Here is a 14999-nt window from a genome sequence, read left to right on the forward strand (position 1 = left end):
AAATTCACCTCATGGACTGTATTATACCCACAAGATGAATTCTATAACAATTAAAAATTTATAATTTAAATGTTCCGATAATTAGCATTAACCAACCTACTAGGAATAAAACCCCACCGATTGGCGTAATTGCGCCAAGAATACGAATTTGAGTTAATGACAAAATGTATAATGAACCACTGAAAAAGACGATACCGAAGAACATGAGCCAACCTGCCCAATTCACGTTAATTGAAGTTGTACCACTAATGATACCAAGCGCGAGTAAGCCTAAACCATGATACATTTGGTAAGTCGTTGCTTTTTCCCATACTGATAAATATTTTGCCGATAGTTTATTTTCTAAGCCATGTGCACCAAATGCGCCAGTTCCTACTGCCATCATTGTGTTCAATGCACCTAATATAATAAATACTTTCATCATGCTATTTACTTCCCTTCTTAATTAAAAATCAAATATTGAATCTCCATTACCTATTTCATCATCAGTAACCAACTTGTTAGATGTAAGTGACGTGTCAGAAACGCTATTTTGTGACGCGGGTTGTGATGTTTTACCACCCATCGCTCGAATCTCTTCCGCAGATACACCTTGTTTTTTAGAGGCTGGTTGCGATTTTGAATTACTATTACTTACTATAGTAGAAGTTTGGAATGAAGAAGAAACATCATACGTATTATCTTTATAACTTTTATGCTGGCTTGTCGACCCTGTAACAAGTGAAGTCAACGTGTGAATAGCATAAATATGCTTTTCAAATTCAGCATTATGCTTTGCTTCGTCCGCTGCTACTAATTCTTGCTCAATTAACTGTATGATCTTATCTTTTTCCATGTTTATGCCTCACCTTCACACCAATTTACTGGTGCTTTACCATTTTCTTGTAAATACGTATTTGCTTGAGAATATGGTTTTGAACCAAAGAAACCACGATAAGCAGATAAAGGACTTGGATGTGGAGACTTAATGATATGATGTTTCGACGTATCTATCAATTTGATTTTTTGTTGTGCGGGTTTTCCCCATAAAATAAACACAACATTTTCTAATTGTTCAGATACAGTTTGAATCACTTCATCTGTGAAAAGTTCCCAGCCAATTTCTTTATGTGAATGTGCCTCTCCTTGGCGGACAGTCAGAACGGTATTCAATAACAAAACACCTTCACGCGCCCAATCTTGTAAATGCGGCGTTGTTCTTTCACAACCTATGTCATCTTTAAGTTCTTTATACATATTACGCAATGAAGGTGGAAACTTAGCATCTGGTTGTACTGAGAAAGCTAAGCCATGTGCTTGATTCGGTCCGTGATATGGATCTTGACCTAATATGACAACTTTCACTTGTTCAAATGGTGTTAAATCAAATGCTTGGTAAACATTCTCTCTATCTGGATATACAATTTCTGTTGTATATTCTTTTTCTAAAAATTCGTGCATCGCACTAAAGTCATGTCGCGTAGTAATTTCATGAAAAACATCTGACCATTCCATATTCCCTCTCACCTCAGTTAGTATTTTAACATATTAGAACTACTTTCACGCGCAAGAAATTGTGCGCGTGAATAAGTAGTTCTTATGCATGTAAAGTAGTTCTTCTTGCGCTAGCAAGACTAGCACTACTTATGCAAGTGCATCAGCACTTGTAAACCTTAAACCATCTCAGGTAATCCTTTTTAAAATCCTCGCGCAAGAAATTGTGCGCGTGAATAAGTAGTTCTTATGCATGTAAAGTAGTACTTCTTGCATTAGCAAGACTAGCACTACTTATGCAAGTGCCTTAGCACTTGTAAACATTTAAATCTGCTCAGGCGAACCATTATTTCTACTTTGTATCCACAAGAATAGAACCACTTATGCAAGTGCATCAGCACTTGTAAACCTTAAACCAGCTCAGGTAATCCTATAAGATATTTTAAATATTTTATAGTTAACCCTATTTCACTTCATCAAAATAAAATTAATCTACATTATACAAAGTAGTTAAATATTGCTCGCTATTTAAAAGGTCATTATTTAGAATACTCGATAAACGTGGTATGATATGTACAAAAGAAATTTAGGAGTGAAGATTCATGGCATTGAAAAAAACATTAACGATTGCAGGTTCAGACACAAGCGCAGGCGCAGGTATGCAAGCAGATTTAAAAACATTTCAAGAGTTAGAGACATACGGCATTGTTGCTCTGACATCAATCGTTACAATGGATAAAGCGACGTGGTCTCATGACGTAACGCCAATTCCATTTGATGTGTTTGAGAAACAATTAGAAACAGCAATCTCAATTCACCCAGATGCTGTGAAAACAGGTATGCTCGGTACACAAGAAATTATCAAACGTGCTGGCGAAGCTTATGAAGAATCTGGCGCCGATTACTTTGTCGTCGATCCAGTGATGGTCTGTAAAGGGGAAAACGAAGTATTAAACCCTGGCAATACTGATGCAATGATTGAGCATTTATTACCTAAAGCAACTGTCGTAACACCAAATTTATTTGAAGCGGGGCAGCTTGCAAATCTAGGTACTTTAAAATCAATAAATGATATGAAAAAAGCTGCTGAAATCATTCATAAACAAGGTGCAAAGCATGTCATTATTAAAGGTGGTAAAGCTTTAGATCAAGATAAATCTTATGACCTTTACTATGATGGTAAACAATTCTACCAATTAACTACGGATATGTTCCAACAAAGCTATAATCATGGTGCAGGTTGTACTTTTGCAGCAGCAACTACTGCGTATTTAGCAAACGGCAAAACACCAAGAGAAGCAGTTATTGCTGCCAAAGCTTTTGTTGCTTCTGCAATTAAAAATGGTTGGAAGATGAATGACTTTGTAGGTCCAGTTGACCACGGTGCATATAACCGTGTTGAACATATTGATGTTGACGTTACAGAAGTTTAAAATCTTCATGAGGTTTTATAATATAAAAGAGCAGCATCACATTAAACTGAAAAGTTTGTGATGCTGCTCTTTTTATTTATAAATAAGTTCGATTTAGCTTAATTTTAAAAGTATTATTAAATGTTATTGAATTGTGAATCCACCATCTATAGGAACAACTACACCATTCATAAACTTAGCTTCATCTGATCCTAGAAATACTGTTAAATCTGCTACTTCTTCAATTTGACCGAAACGTTTCGCAGGTACGGAATCTTTCGGAATACTATCAGCCACATCTTTAATTAATGGCGTTTCAATAGTACCAGGCGCTATTGCATTGATTTTAATATTATATTTTGCATATTCTGAAGCGAGATGTTTTGTATACCCAATAACAGCATGTTTCGCAGTTGTATAAGCAGCGCCACCTTTACCAGCAACTAACCCTGCTACTGAAGCTATATTAACAATAGCACCATTTTGTTTTTCAATCATATCTGGCAGTACTGCATTCGACAGTTGGAAAGTGCTTGTTAAATTAATATTTAATAAAAAATTCCATTTGTCTAAATCAGTATCTAAACTTGTTTGATATTTATCGAATATACCAGCATTATTGACTAAAATATCAATTGAACCAAAGACTTCTTTTGTTTTATCAACCATGTTATGAATATCTTCCGTTTTTGTGATATCTGCTTTAATTGCTAACGCTTGATATCCATTTTCAATAATTTCTTGCACAACTTCTTGAGCACCTTCGATATTCATATCTGCTACAACAACTTTCGCGCCTTCTTCTGCATATCTAAGCGCCTCCGCTCTTCCCATACCAGAAGCTGAACCTGTAATTAACGCAACTTTATCTTTTAATCTCATTTTATCGTATCTCCCTTTATTAATACTATAACTTTATGGTAACATTACCCATTAATAACTTATAATATTAATTTTTCATCATTCTATAACCTGAGGTTATGAAAGGAGCGAGTTATGGATTTTATAAATTTAAAATATTTTCAGATAGCCGCAAAAGCACGCACTTTTACTGAAGCTGCAAAGTCTCTAAATATTTCCCAGCCGGGTTTAAGTAAAGCCATTAAGCAATTAGAGTCAGAAATAGGCGTTATATTATTCAATAGAAATGGAAGAGAGGTTTATTTAAATAACTATGGGAAAACATTATTGAGCTTTGTAGATAAAGCATTTGTAGAATTAGATTCAGGTATCCATTTAATACAAGAAGATGCAGGTTTAGAGAACGGCAACATTAATTTTTCTGCTACCTTCCCTCATGTTTTCCCATTAATAATGACCGACTTTTTAGATGAATATCCAAACGTGCATATCACGCAAAAGCAATCATCTTCAAAAGAAATGGAAAATTTGATTTTACAAAATGAGATTGATTTTGGTATTTCCACTTCTCCTTTAAAATCTAACGATATACAATGGGTACCCTTAGCCATAGATGAAATTTACTTAACAGTACCGAAGACACATAGATTAGCTAATAGAAATTCTATTTCATTAACAGAGTTAGAATCCGAAAATTTCATTGGTTTATTACCTAGTTATGGTTTTCGAGAAATTACAGACGCCTTTTGCGAAGCAGCAAATATTCAGCCCCAATATAAACTTGAATTAGAAGAATCAACTTCTATACTAAAGTTTGTCTCTTTAGGTTATGGTATTTCTTTTACTCCAAAAATTTCATTAATACATGATCAATCAGATGTCCTTGCAATACCAATTGATTTTCCCAAATGTGAAAGAAATATAGGCATCGTATATAAAGAACATCATTTCCTTTCTACTGCAGCTAAAAAATTCATTGATTATACAATTGATTGGTTTACAAATTATAGTGATTTTGATTTTAAAAAATAAATATTAAGAATTAGAAGTTTAAATAATATACGACATAAGACCGATACAAAGTTGATACTGAAGACTCATGTATTTTCCAAGGAAATCTATTAGTATATTAAGTGTAGAGAGAAAAGGAGGGAATCACAGCATGATTATCTACAAACAGGCTTTTGAAAATGGTAACCCAATATATGAAATTATCACTAAAACTTTCAAAACAATTTCTGTTAAATTTGATGAAAATTTCAGCATGAATGAATTATATAAGTTACTCTCTCTACTTGAAAGTGATGTTGATAATATGAAACTAACCTATTAATAACATTTACTTTACACCTAAGACTTTTCAAAATTTAGCTTTAAGAAGAATTCAGAAGAACATATATGCAATAACTCCCCTTTAGAAATTAGAAGTTTAAAAAGAATAAAGGCAACATAAGTTGTCCCCTTATGTTGCCTTTGAATAACACAACCCTATAAACACTCACCCTATGAGCGGTACACAGTTAGACAAAGATTGTCCCCTTTGTTGTGCTTGGAGAGAATACTCGAAGCAGTGCTAACTAATGTACCGCTCTTTTTTATACATACAATAACTTAAATTCTTCACACACCATGATTTCTGTTTCATCAAAAGGAATGCCTAATTCAGCATAATATGATTCGAAAAATTCGATATGTGCTTGGCGCCAATATGCCAGCGACTTATCTCCTTCACCCTCAAGATACGCATGTTCTTCAGTAACATCATTAAATGGGGTTTGGTAAACACGTGTAGTTTCAATGATACATTGCGGGTTTCCTTTTTCATTTAATACAACGCTGATATCACCGACTTGTGGTAACGCTTCTTCCTCTACTTTATAAGACGCTAATCCGCTTGTCGTCGCAGTTTTCATGCCCTTTTTCACTAAATCAGCTAGTTCATCTTCGTCGACACCAAAAGACCAAGCATCAAATTGCACACCTTTATATTCAGGAAATGCTTCGATAAAAGATCTCCAATATGTTTCTACTGTCATAGTTATCCTCCTAGTATACTTGTTACTTCACTTATTATTGTATCGTACTCTTTTAAATTAACACAAAAAAACAATCGACAAAGTTTCATCACCATGTCGATCATTTTTGACTCGAATAAACCGAATCTTTAAAATCATTTTTATTATACGCGTTTGTTTTTAGCCCACCACATTGCCTTTTCAGGATTTTCTGCATAATATTCATATTCTTCATCACTTTCAACATTAGGATAAGATCCCTTAAGTGATTTACCAGAAGTACTTACATGTAATAACGAAATGACGATAATACCAACAATACTCATCGCAGTTAAATAATAAGCAGGAGATAAAGGATCACCTGTCTTCGCTACAAGTGCAGAAGCAATTAATGGCGTTGTGCCACCAAATAAAGATACAGATACATTAAATGTTACTGCTAATGTTCTATATCTGATATGTGTATAAAACATCGTCGGTAATGATCCAGGCATTGTCGCTTCATATGTTGATAGGAAGAAGCCTAGAATAAAGATACCAACAATAACATAGATGATTGAAGTTGATTGGAAAAGTGAAAAGGCGAATATACTCAATACGGCTGTACCAATTAATCCAATTAAGAACACTTTTTTCTCGCCAATTTTATCAGCAATTCTGCCAAACATTAATGCTAATGGAATCATTACAGCCATTACAAGTGTAATTACTACTGAAACTGTTGTACTATCAAGTTTAATAATTTGCTGTAAATAAGAAGGCATGTATGAAGTCACCATGTAATTAGTACAATTAAAGAACGCTACCGCTACGAAACATACAATTATATCTTTATAATAATATCTAATAATAGTTAAGAAACCAATTGTATCTCTTTTTGATTTTGTTGCAATTTCATTTTCATAAACAGGTGATTCTTCTAATTTTCTTCTTAAATAGAAACCAAAAATACCTAAAAATAAGCCTAAGATAAATGGAATTCTCCAACCCCATGAAGCCATTTGATCATCATTTAAAAAGAAAAATAGTAAGCCTGTTATCACCGAGGCAGCAATATAGCCCGATAATGTTCCTATTTCAAGTCCAGAACCAAGCGTATTTCGTTTTCTATCCGGAGAAGATTCTGCAACATACACCATAGCGCCCGCATACTCTCCACCTGTCGAAAATCCTTGTAACACTCTACCTAGCAATAGTAATATCGGGGCCCAAATACCGATTTGTTCATATGTAGGCAATAAGCCAATGAACAATGTCGAGAACGCCATCATAATAATGGTCGTTGTTAGTACTACTTTTCTACCGTATTTATCTCCAATAATGCCAAAGATAATACCGCCAACAGGTCGTAGTAGAAACGCAATTGCAAATGTTGCAAAAGTGAAAATCGTTTTGAGTTGATCATTTTCTACCGAACTGAAAAAGTTTTGTCCAAGTATTACCGCTAAATAAGAATATAACCCAAAATCGAACCATTCCATAGCGTTACCTATACCTGTGGCAAACACAGTTTTTTTAGCGGTTTTAGGATTAACTTTATTTATCTTACTTTCATCAAAATCTTTGTCATAATCCATGAATATTTCACTCCTTTTAACATGCTATATTATTATACGGAGTTAGTTTGTATTGTCAAATTGATATCTATTTATTACTTTTTGTTTTTAATAATTTTATGAAAATGATTATATTTATTTTTAATTAACAATACATAATAGCTTTTCTATATTCACAGATTAAATATCACTTTTATATTTTTACAATGACAATTTTCACATCACCACTTTGATTAGAAATAACTATTTTTTCGTTTGTTACAAGTTCAAAATTTAAAGATTCATTCATTTCAACTGATGCCACATATTTCACTTTGTACGCTACCCATGTTACTTTTTTATTCGTGAGTGCAAGTTGTACAATCAATTGACCTGGCACTATATTTTCATGCACTGGGTTTTGATCATTGATTAAACCTAAATATTCATTCACTTGTTCTGTTGTTATTTGTATCATGCTAAACCTGCTCCAAAAATGTTTGTTTAATAGTGATATAGTTTTCACTATTTTTATGTATTTCTAATTTAAAAATGTATTTCGTAAATGATTTTATTTTCTTCTTCTCAACAATACACATATACGCAAGATAAGTTTCATTCGTTTCAAGTGGTTTTGAATGGTTGATTTCTGTTTCTTTCAGCAAAATATTACGATTAGCATATTGTTGAAACAGCTGAAATTCTGGCCATAACTTAGCACAATATAAAGGAGGCACTTTGTTTAATGGACGTTGATTAAAGTATTGATTATAAGCCACGACTTCTTCTTCAATAAATATGATTTCTTGCTCTTCATGTCCATCTTTCAAACAATAATGCATTGCCCATGCCGCCTCCTATTCCCATTGTAGCAATTGTTCTTTGATATTCTTCCATGTAAAACAAGCGTGTCACTAAAGCTGCACCACTTGCGCCATAGGGATGACCTGTAGCGATCGCACCACCATAAACATTTAATTTCGCATCAGATAAACCCAACATTTCTTGGCTTGCTAACACCTGTGATGCAAAGGCCTCATTCAATTCGACAGCATCAATTTCATCAATAGTATAGTTGTTTTTTTCTAATAGTTTTTTCACTGCTGGTGCTGGGCCAATGCCTAATACATTCGGATCTACGCCTACAGTTAAGCCATCAGTAAATGCTAACCCGCTATTATAACCACATGCTTTGGCAGTTTCTTTTTCCATAATCATTAATAACACTGCACCATCATTTTTCATACAACAATTTCCAGCAGTAACTGTGCCTTCAGGTAAGAGCGGCTTCAAACGATTCAGCGTCCGTTCCGTTAACTTAGGTTTAATACTTTCATCTTGTTGAAATGTTTCACCCTTAACTTGAAATGGCATTATTTCTCGGGAAATGATTTGACGTTCATATGCAGCCATCGTTTTTTGATGGCTCATCCATGCATAATAATCTTGTGCCGTTCTTGAAATGTTGTAAGTTTGAGCTACATTTTCAGCCGCTTCAATCATTGAAGGATCCTGTCCCTCCGGAGCAAATGATGCGCGTTCAAAAAACGTTGGTAATTGCGTATCATAAACAGATTGAGGTCGTTTTATTTTCCAAGGCGAACGGCTCGTACTTTCTACACCGCCTGCCATATAAATCGTACCTGCGCCTGCTTGTATCATACGGCAAGCTTGTAATATCGCTTCTAAACCTGAGCCACATTGTCTATCGATAGTTACGCCCGGGATATGGTGATCTAGTTCAGCTTCGAGTAAGGACTTTCTCGCCAAATTACCTCCATTACCTACGACATTACCTAGAATAACGTCATCAATATCTGACATCACATGTGGCAATGTTTCTTTGAAATGTGTAAATAATGGTTTTATGAGGTGTTCTGGCTCTATGTGCTTAAGCTTTCCTCCATATTTGCCAAATGCTGTACGTTTTGCCGCAACAATCACTGCTTCTTTCATCATCTAAACTCTCCTCCTAAATAACGTTCCTTCATTTGTCTTCGAGCTATTTTCCCACTTTGTGTATAGTACATTTTATCTATTTTAATTAATTTAGATGGTATTTGATATCTCACCAAATGTGGTGACAAAAAACTTTTCAACGACTGATAAGACACATCCTGTGGGCCTGTATAAAGTAGTACTGCAATTTCCCCAAACTTCGAATGTGGTTCACTCACTATGCACACTTCATTAAAATATTCATAACCTTGGGCTACACTTTCAATTTCAGTTGGATAAACATTTCGACCACCAATAATCATGCGGTCACCCTGACGTCCGTGCAAATAGAGATATCCGTTATGATCAAGTGAAGCAAAATCACCAATTTCTAGCCATTTACTTCGTGACATATTCTGATTTGCATAACCACTAAACACCATATTACTTTGAATATGTAACACGCCTACACCTTGTTCATCTTGATGTGCCAAATGTATTTGCACATTTGGAAAAGGTAAACCAACAGAATGACATGGTGCTTCATTATTGTAGTTATAACTTATAAAGCTTGCTTCAGATGTTCCGAAGAACTCTATTAATAAAGTTTGTGGCATATATTGTTGTACTTTATTTCTTGTTTCCGGAGGTAACTTGTCACCTGTAGAAAAAATATAGCGCACTTGGTTTATTTTAAAGTTTTCAGTCAAACATGATGTTAACATTGTCGGTACTAAAAACATGGCAACTGTTTTAGATGCTTTTTCAATCGTTTGTAATAACGATTGCGCATCAAATTGACGTTGCCCTATAAACGTTCTCCCACTATATAGCGCATAGATACAAGCATATAAAGACAACGAATGAGACAAAGGACCAGGTGCAACGAGTATATTAACTGGCTCTTCTAAAAGCTTTTCGTTTTCTTTATAAGAATATAACCAAGATTTTTCATTGCGATAATAAGCTTTTGGTAAGCCTGTCGTTCCTGAAGTAAAACCAACATGTAATAAATCATTACGCCACTTCAATTGATTTTCTTTAATGTGTTTATTTATTACTTCTTTTTCCTCATTAATTACATAAGAAATCCCGTAATGATTTAGTAATGTGTCTATCTGTCCTTGTGACCATTGAAAATCTAGTATGCATGGAATACAATGCCTCTTTAGCAATGCACAATAATAGATAATTGTTTCCATAGGGTTTTTCATAACGAGTGCTACAAATTGATGACTAGGAATATCAGTTAAATCTGCAACCACTAATTCGATATTTATCTTTAACTGTTTATAACTACACTTTAAATCATCAAATTGCAACGCAAGATGTTGTGGTCGTTTTTGTGCATGTTGCTCAATCTTTTCTAATATTTCCATTTTCCTGTCACCCTTTAAAATGTAAACTTTAATACAATACATGTTAACATTAATTATAGTCGTTTACCTTTACAGAATCACGGATAAATTTTACTTATGGGGATTTAGAACATCTTTATCCCAATTTCCTTTAAAATTCGATAATATTTTCAATTCAAAACCCATTTACCTACTTAATTTTCCAATAATAAATTACTCAAACCCAACAATAGAGAAATCTGCATACAAAAACCCCCCCACTCCATTTTGTAGTGAGAGGCTATCTATTTAATAGAACAACTTATTTATAATTTTTAAAGAAATCTATAGTTAATGATTTTACTTTCGGTGAAAGTATAAGTACTGCAATAACGTTAGGTATAAGTACAATTGCAAGTGCTAAATCTAATAAATCCCATAGTTGTGTGGCTGCACCCAAAGCACCTACGACTAATGATAATACATAAACGACTTTCATAATCCAAGCACCTGTTAATCCAAATAAGAACTCTGCCATTCTAGAGCCATAAAAAATTACGACAATGACTGTTGAAAACACGAAAAATAACATCGATATCGATACACTCATACTGCCGAATTCTCCAAAAGCATCTTCAAATGCTCTGGCTGTAAGCGCTGCAGATTGTGACTTTGCATCTTCTGATTTCCAGACACCAGAAACAAGCACAACAAATGCAGTCGTACTACACACGACAAGCGTATCAACTACAATTTCACTAACACTCCAAAAAGCCTGACGTACAGGATGATCCGTTTTTGCAGCTGCGTGGGCAATAGGTGACGTACCAAGACCTGCTTCATTAGAATATATTCCTCTAGCAAATCCCCAACGAATGGTAGTTGCAAGTGCTGCACCGAATGTTCCCCCTAATGCTGCACTAGGGTTAAAAGCTTGTTCAACCACAAGCGCAATGATATGGGGCACTTGCGTAATATTCATTATAATAATAGTAAATCCTAATAAACAATATAAACCGACCATAATTGGTACAATCTTCTCAGCAATAGATGCAATACGCTTAATACCACCAAACACGACTAATGCTGCAAGTATAGCTAAAACGACGCCAGTTACGCCCATATGTATATCGAATGTATCATGCACAGTACTTGCAGCCGAATGACCTTGTACCATAATACTTGGTATAAGCTCAAGCATCAGCGCAAAAGCAAAGACAGTAGAAAAAATGGCTCCTAATTTTTTGTTTTTAAAACCTTTCTTCATATAATATGTAGGTCCACCAACAAATTCGCCTTTTTTATTTTTTTCACGATAATGTACACCGAGTACGTTTTCGCTGAATTTTAAAGCCATTCCTAGAAAAGCTATTACTATCATCCAAAAGACAGCACCTGGACCACCCATCATAATTGCAGTAGGCACCCCAACAATATTCGCAGCGCCTATTGTAGATGAAAGTGCAGAGGTCAGGGCTTGCCTCGGTGTGATTGTACCCTCACCTTTAGGCGTTTTATTGACTCTTCCAAATGTTTGTTTCATCATATAAAAGAAATGTCTAAACTGAATAAATTTCAAGTTTATTGTTAAATACAAACTTGCAACTAATAATAAAGTAACTAAAGGAAATCCCCAAAGCCAATCTGAAAAAGCAACGATTTTTTCCATTATATCTCCCCTTTAATAATGTATTAAAATCAAATTGTCATAGATTTACGTAAAAATAGTCTAAAGGTGACTAAACTATTTTTTTATAGTATCCCCTATTTGTTTTATTTCTAATCATTCGTTGCTATTTTAAAATACATTTATTGATTCTAATTAAGTTTCTTCTATGGTTTTTAAATTTATTATTATTAATATCAAAATAAATTGTAGTATCAAATTCTCATTATTATGCACTTTGTTATCAACCACCTGTTCAACATAGCTATGACAATGACGTTAAAGTTGAATTTGATTAACAATTGAACATCAGGGAAAGGGTAACATACAATAAATTTTTATCACGCATATTTATTGTTCATTTTTTAAAAACAGCGAGTCAAAAACGATTTTAGTGCCTTGTAATTAATATATAAAAACATTAAACAGTTAGGATGATTAAAATGAAAAAACTTTTAACTATTAATATTTTAGCTTCACTTGCAATAATCGCTTTTATAACATGCAAGCAATGTGTAGATATGACAAAAGAAAATAGTATGGAAGAGCATAATAGAGTTCATTTAGATTAATTTTAATATATAGAAATAAAAAGAGAGTGGAAACTAAAATTTAGTTTCCTCTCTCTTTTTACTTTTATTAACACTTATATTTTGGTTATTCCAAATTTGCGTGGTTTTGTTGCATTGCTTCTTCATCAACTTTTAACTCAGTCATTAAATCTAAAACAATACTATCTAAAAACACTTGTGATGCTTGTTCAAATAGGCTACCTAAAGGCTGTGCTGATCCTTCAGCATCATATTTCGTCCCTGCCGGTAATTCAATAACTGCATTTGCAAGCTCACCTATCGCTGAAGCCGGATTTGTCGACAATAATACAACTTCTGCACCTACAGCTTTAGCTTTATCTGCTAATAATCTTAAATGCTCTGTCGAACCTGACCCAGAGATAATAACAAACAAGTCATTTTCAGTAATAGACGGCGTCGTAGACTCACCCACAACATGCGCGTATTTGCCTAATTGATTTAAACGCATTGCAAAACTATTTGCTACAAAGCCTGAACGACCTTTTCCTGCAACAAATATTTGATTCGCTTCAACCACTTGTGTTAAAAACGTTTTTGCTTCACTATCTTTCACGTGCGATAGTGTATGGTCTAATTCATCTAATATTAAGCGATAATTTGTAATTTCAGTCATATTATCTGCCTTCAATCGCATCTCTACATTGTTTAGCAGCTTCAACTGGATCGTCTGCATTAGCAATACCGCCACCAACAACAACTAAGTCTGGTTCTTCTGCTACAACTTCTTTAATTGTATCTGGTTTAATACCACCAATAACAGCTACTTTTGAATTAGAAATAACTGATTTAACTTTACGTAAACTTTCTAAAGGAGATTGACCTTCAGCTTGTAAGTCATAACCAGTATGCACAGCGATATAGTCTGCGCCTAAATCATCTAACTCTTTAGCACGTTTTTCTAAATCTTGTACTGCAATCATATCAACTAATAATTCTTTACCACTTTTATGTGCTTCTTCAACTGCTGCTTTAATTGATGCATCTTCTGCAACACCTAAAATTGTTACTACGTCTGCACCAAATTTAACTGCTTGGCTTACTTCGTAGTCTGCAGCATCCATAATTTTTAAATCTGCAAGTACTTTTACGCCTTCTATATTATCGTTTAAATGTTGAACCGCTGGTAAACCTTCATTAATAACGATTGGTGTACCAATTTCTACGATATCTACATAATCTTTAACTTTATTCGCAAGTTTTGCCGCGTCCTCTTTATTCAATAAATCAATTGCTAGTTGTAATTCCAAAATGATCATCCCTTCTTGAATTAAATTATAGAGCCATCGTTGTGACTTAACTTACTATATAATGTTGCACTTAAGCTATTTACCCTTAGTTTTATATATTAAACGCGTAAAATAACATGATAAATACTGTACATCCTCTACATAAAACGAAGATACCCGTTAATACCTATGTTAATTCTATGTTTTATTGTTAAAACTACAGTCATAATAAATTAATTATTATGCAAATTATATATAAATGTTATGACACTTATGCATTATACTTCTTTTATATATTTTTAACAGGAATTGGATTCCAGCCCTATTTCACTATTAAGTTGAGACTTTTTACTATAAATTGAGCAGAGTGATACATTTCTGCTGTGCTTTTTAGTAGAATGAAGAGATAATCAAAATATAAAATACAATTCTTAGATATAAAATTCACTTTTCTGGTAGAAAATGTATACGAGTCGGTTTACACTAAAGTATAGACTTATATCATCGAAATCTATTGTGTTAAGTAAATATAAATAATTGAATTTTGTAATGTTGGGTTTGGAAGCAAGGAGGCAAAATTTTGGAACAAATAAACATTGAGAAAGTACAAGCATTACTTTCTTCATATGAGCATAAACCTGTATACTTACATGTTGAAACAACAAATGGTGCATATGCTGCTCACTTTGACCAACGTGTATTTAATGCGGGAACTTTTTTGAGAAATATTCAAGTAACTTACGAGCACGCTCAACTTAAAGGTGGCAACAAAGATCCTTTCCGTGTCGGTCTTAAATTGAAAGATAGCGGTTGGGTCTATGTCCAAGGATTAACACATTATGAAGTGAATGAGAATGGTGAGTTTCTTCTAGCAGGCTTTAACTATGAAGGTCAATTAGCTGCTGCTTTAGAAATTAGTACTCAACCGTTCAAAGCATAAGGA

At 33.9% G+C, this 14999-nt stretch carries 18 protein-coding genes; 5 read left to right on the forward strand and 13 right to left on the reverse strand.

Annotation, left to right across the window (positions count from 1 at the left end; translation table 11 throughout):
• Nucleotides 1–58: 58 nt before the first annotated feature.
• The 3 genes from AAA453_RS13245 to AAA453_RS13255 are packed head-to-tail and all read right to left on the reverse strand — an operon-like array spanning nucleotide 59 to nucleotide 1494.
• Nucleotides 59–421, reverse strand: a complete 363-nt coding sequence (locus AAA453_RS13245; RefSeq protein ID WP_427707074.1) for a DUF423 domain-containing protein — start codon at nucleotides 419–421, stop codon at nucleotides 59–61.
• A gap of 24 nt (nucleotides 422–445) precedes the next feature.
• A complete protein-coding gene (locus AAA453_RS13250) occupies nucleotides 446–835 on the reverse strand; it encodes a DUF5327 family protein (protein ID WP_427705366.1) in 390 nt (129 codons plus the stop codon).
• Between the two features lie 2 nt (nucleotides 836–837).
• Nucleotides 838–1494: a uracil-DNA glycosylase gene (locus AAA453_RS13255; protein ID WP_069832606.1), complete on the reverse strand. Its 657-nt coding sequence runs from the start codon at nucleotides 1492–1494 to the stop codon at nucleotides 838–840.
• A 581-nt stretch (nucleotides 1495–2075) separates the two neighbouring features.
• On the opposite strand from AAA453_RS13255, the gene thiD reads away from it, so the two are divergent.
• On the forward strand, nucleotides 2076–2906 hold the full coding sequence (gene thiD / locus AAA453_RS13260) for a bifunctional hydroxymethylpyrimidine kinase/phosphomethylpyrimidine kinase (RefSeq protein WP_427705368.1): 831 nt from the start codon (nucleotides 2076–2078) through the stop codon (nucleotides 2904–2906).
• Nucleotides 2907–3029: 123 nt separating this feature from the next.
• Here the strand turns inward: thiD and AAA453_RS13265 are convergent, their stop codons facing one another.
• The gene (locus tag AAA453_RS13265) at nucleotides 3030–3767 is read right to left on the reverse strand and encodes an SDR family NAD(P)-dependent oxidoreductase (RefSeq protein ID WP_427705370.1); all 738 of its coding nucleotides are present in this window, start codon (nucleotides 3765–3767) and stop codon (nucleotides 3030–3032) included.
• Between the two features lie 114 nt (nucleotides 3768–3881).
• On the opposite strand from AAA453_RS13265, the gene AAA453_RS13270 reads away from it, so the two are divergent.
• Both AAA453_RS13270 and vraX read left to right on the forward strand, forming a co-directional pair.
• Nucleotides 3882–4778 (forward strand): LysR family transcriptional regulator, encoded by an 897-nt coding sequence (locus AAA453_RS13270; protein WP_427705372.1) that lies wholly within the window; start codon nucleotides 3882–3884, stop codon nucleotides 4776–4778.
• A gap of 130 nt (nucleotides 4779–4908) precedes the next feature.
• Entirely contained in the window at nucleotides 4909–5079 is a 171-nt protein-coding gene (gene vraX, locus AAA453_RS13275) for a C1q-binding complement inhibitor VraX (protein WP_002508451.1), read from the forward strand.
• A 262-nt stretch (nucleotides 5080–5341) separates the two neighbouring features.
• On the opposite strand, the gene AAA453_RS13280 is transcribed toward vraX, so the two are convergent.
• The 7 genes from AAA453_RS13280 to AAA453_RS13310 all read right to left on the reverse strand — a co-directional run bounded on the left by AAA453_RS13280 (nucleotide 5342) and on the right by AAA453_RS13310 (nucleotide 12240).
• Nucleotides 5342–5782: an ASCH domain-containing protein gene (locus AAA453_RS13280; RefSeq protein ID WP_069832604.1), complete on the reverse strand. Its 441-nt coding sequence runs from the start codon at nucleotides 5780–5782 to the stop codon at nucleotides 5342–5344.
• A 143-nt stretch (nucleotides 5783–5925) separates the two neighbouring features.
• Nucleotides 5926–7338 (reverse strand): MFS transporter, encoded by a 1413-nt coding sequence (locus tag AAA453_RS13285; RefSeq protein ID WP_427705375.1) that lies wholly within the window; start codon nucleotides 7336–7338, stop codon nucleotides 5926–5928.
• Between the two features lie 172 nt (nucleotides 7339–7510).
• Nucleotides 7511–7774: a hypothetical protein gene (locus tag AAA453_RS13290; RefSeq protein WP_427705377.1), complete on the reverse strand. Its 264-nt coding sequence runs from the start codon at nucleotides 7772–7774 to the stop codon at nucleotides 7511–7513.
• Between the two features lies 1 nt (nucleotide 7775).
• Entirely contained in the window at nucleotides 7776–8138 is a 363-nt protein-coding gene (locus AAA453_RS13295; protein ID WP_427705379.1) for a hypothetical protein, read from the reverse strand.
• Complete coding sequence (locus tag AAA453_RS13300) at nucleotides 8110–9252, reverse strand: thiolase family protein (protein WP_427707075.1); 1143 nt, start codon at nucleotides 9250–9252, stop codon at nucleotides 8110–8112. Before AAA453_RS13300 ends, AAA453_RS13295 begins: the two co-directional genes overlap by 29 nt.
• Nucleotides 9252–10613 carry an AMP-binding protein gene (locus AAA453_RS13305; protein ID WP_427705381.1) on the reverse strand — a complete coding sequence of 454 codons (1362 nt, stop codon included), beginning with the start codon at nucleotides 10611–10613 and terminating at the stop codon, nucleotides 9252–9254. Before AAA453_RS13305 ends, AAA453_RS13300 begins: the two co-directional genes overlap by 1 nt.
• A gap of 280 nt (nucleotides 10614–10893) precedes the next feature.
• Nucleotides 10894–12240 (reverse strand): alanine/glycine:cation symporter family protein, encoded by a 1347-nt coding sequence (locus AAA453_RS13310; RefSeq protein ID WP_427705383.1) that lies wholly within the window; start codon nucleotides 12238–12240, stop codon nucleotides 10894–10896.
• Nucleotides 12241–12680: 440 nt separating this feature from the next.
• Between AAA453_RS13310 and AAA453_RS13315 the strand changes: the two genes are divergently transcribed.
• Nucleotides 12681–12809: a hypothetical protein gene (locus AAA453_RS13315; RefSeq protein WP_256092374.1), complete on the forward strand. Its 129-nt coding sequence runs from the start codon at nucleotides 12681–12683 to the stop codon at nucleotides 12807–12809.
• 85 nt (nucleotides 12810–12894) lie between these two features.
• Here the strand turns inward: AAA453_RS13315 and hxlB are convergent, their stop codons facing one another.
• Together hxlB and hxlA are read right to left on the reverse strand one after the other, a co-directional pair.
• Nucleotides 12895–13443: a 6-phospho-3-hexuloisomerase gene (gene hxlB, locus AAA453_RS13320; RefSeq protein ID WP_002508460.1), complete on the reverse strand. Its 549-nt coding sequence runs from the start codon at nucleotides 13441–13443 to the stop codon at nucleotides 12895–12897.
• Nucleotide 13444: 1 nt separating this feature from the next.
• Entirely contained in the window at nucleotides 13445–14077 is a 633-nt protein-coding gene (hxlA, locus tag AAA453_RS13325; RefSeq protein ID WP_285323540.1) for a 3-hexulose-6-phosphate synthase, read from the reverse strand.
• A 559-nt stretch (nucleotides 14078–14636) separates the two neighbouring features.
• Between hxlA and AAA453_RS13330 the strand changes: the two genes are divergently transcribed.
• Nucleotides 14637–14996, forward strand: a complete 360-nt coding sequence (locus tag AAA453_RS13330; RefSeq protein ID WP_069832597.1) for a YojF family protein — start codon at nucleotides 14637–14639, stop codon at nucleotides 14994–14996.
• Nucleotides 14997–14999 lie beyond the last annotated feature (3 nt).

The sequence above is a fragment of the Staphylococcus parequorum genome, from assembly GCF_039237145.1.
Lineage (GTDB): Bacteria > Bacillota > Bacilli > Staphylococcales > Staphylococcaceae > Staphylococcus > Staphylococcus equorum_A.

Bases quoted from the DNA above. Each gene is read 5' to 3' on its own strand.
- AAA453_RS13280 (WP_069832604.1), bottom strand. From the start codon at position 5,782: ATGACAGTAGAAACATATTGGAGATCTTTTATCGAAGCATTTCCTGAA.
- vraX (WP_002508451.1), top strand. From the start codon at position 4,909: ATGATTATCTACAAACAGGCTTTTGAAAATGGTAACCCAATATATGAA.
- AAA453_RS13255 (WP_069832606.1), bottom strand. From the start codon at position 1,494: ATGGAATGGTCAGATGTTTTTCATGAAATTACTACGCGACATGACTTT.
- AAA453_RS13245 (WP_427707074.1), bottom strand. From the start codon at position 421: ATGAAAGTATTTATTATATTAGGTGCATTGAACACAATGATGGCAGTA.
- thiD (WP_427705368.1), top strand. From the start codon at position 2,076: ATGGCATTGAAAAAAACATTAACGATTGCAGGTTCAGACACAAGCGCA.
- AAA453_RS13315 (WP_256092374.1), top strand. From the start codon at position 12,681: ATGAAAAAACTTTTAACTATTAATATTTTAGCTTCACTTGCAATAATC.
- hxlB (WP_002508460.1), bottom strand. From the start codon at position 13,443: ATGACTGAAATTACAAATTATCGCTTAATATTAGATGAATTAGACCAT.
- AAA453_RS13265 (WP_427705370.1), bottom strand. From the start codon at position 3,767: ATGAGATTAAAAGATAAAGTTGCGTTAATTACAGGTTCAGCTTCTGGT.
- AAA453_RS13305 (WP_427705381.1), bottom strand. From the start codon at position 10,613: ATGGAAATATTAGAAAAGATTGAGCAACATGCACAAAAACGACCACAA.
- AAA453_RS13270 (WP_427705372.1), top strand. From the start codon at position 3,882: ATGGATTTTATAAATTTAAAATATTTTCAGATAGCCGCAAAAGCACGC.
- AAA453_RS13295 (WP_427705379.1), bottom strand. From the start codon at position 8,138: ATGCATTATTGTTTGAAAGATGGACATGAAGAGCAAGAAATCATATTT.
- AAA453_RS13250 (WP_427705366.1), bottom strand. From the start codon at position 835: ATGGAAAAAGATAAGATCATACAGTTAATTGAGCAAGAATTAGTAGCA.
- AAA453_RS13285 (WP_427705375.1), bottom strand. From the start codon at position 7,338: ATGGATTATGACAAAGATTTTGATGAAAGTAAGATAAATAAAGTTAAT.
- AAA453_RS13290 (WP_427705377.1), bottom strand. From the start codon at position 7,774: ATGATACAAATAACAACAGAACAAGTGAATGAATATTTAGGTTTAATC.
- AAA453_RS13300 (WP_427707075.1), bottom strand. From the start codon at position 9,252: ATGAAAGAAGCAGTGATTGTTGCGGCAAAACGTACAGCATTTGGCAAA.
- AAA453_RS13310 (WP_427705383.1), bottom strand. From the start codon at position 12,240: ATGGAAAAAATCGTTGCTTTTTCAGATTGGCTTTGGGGATTTCCTTTA.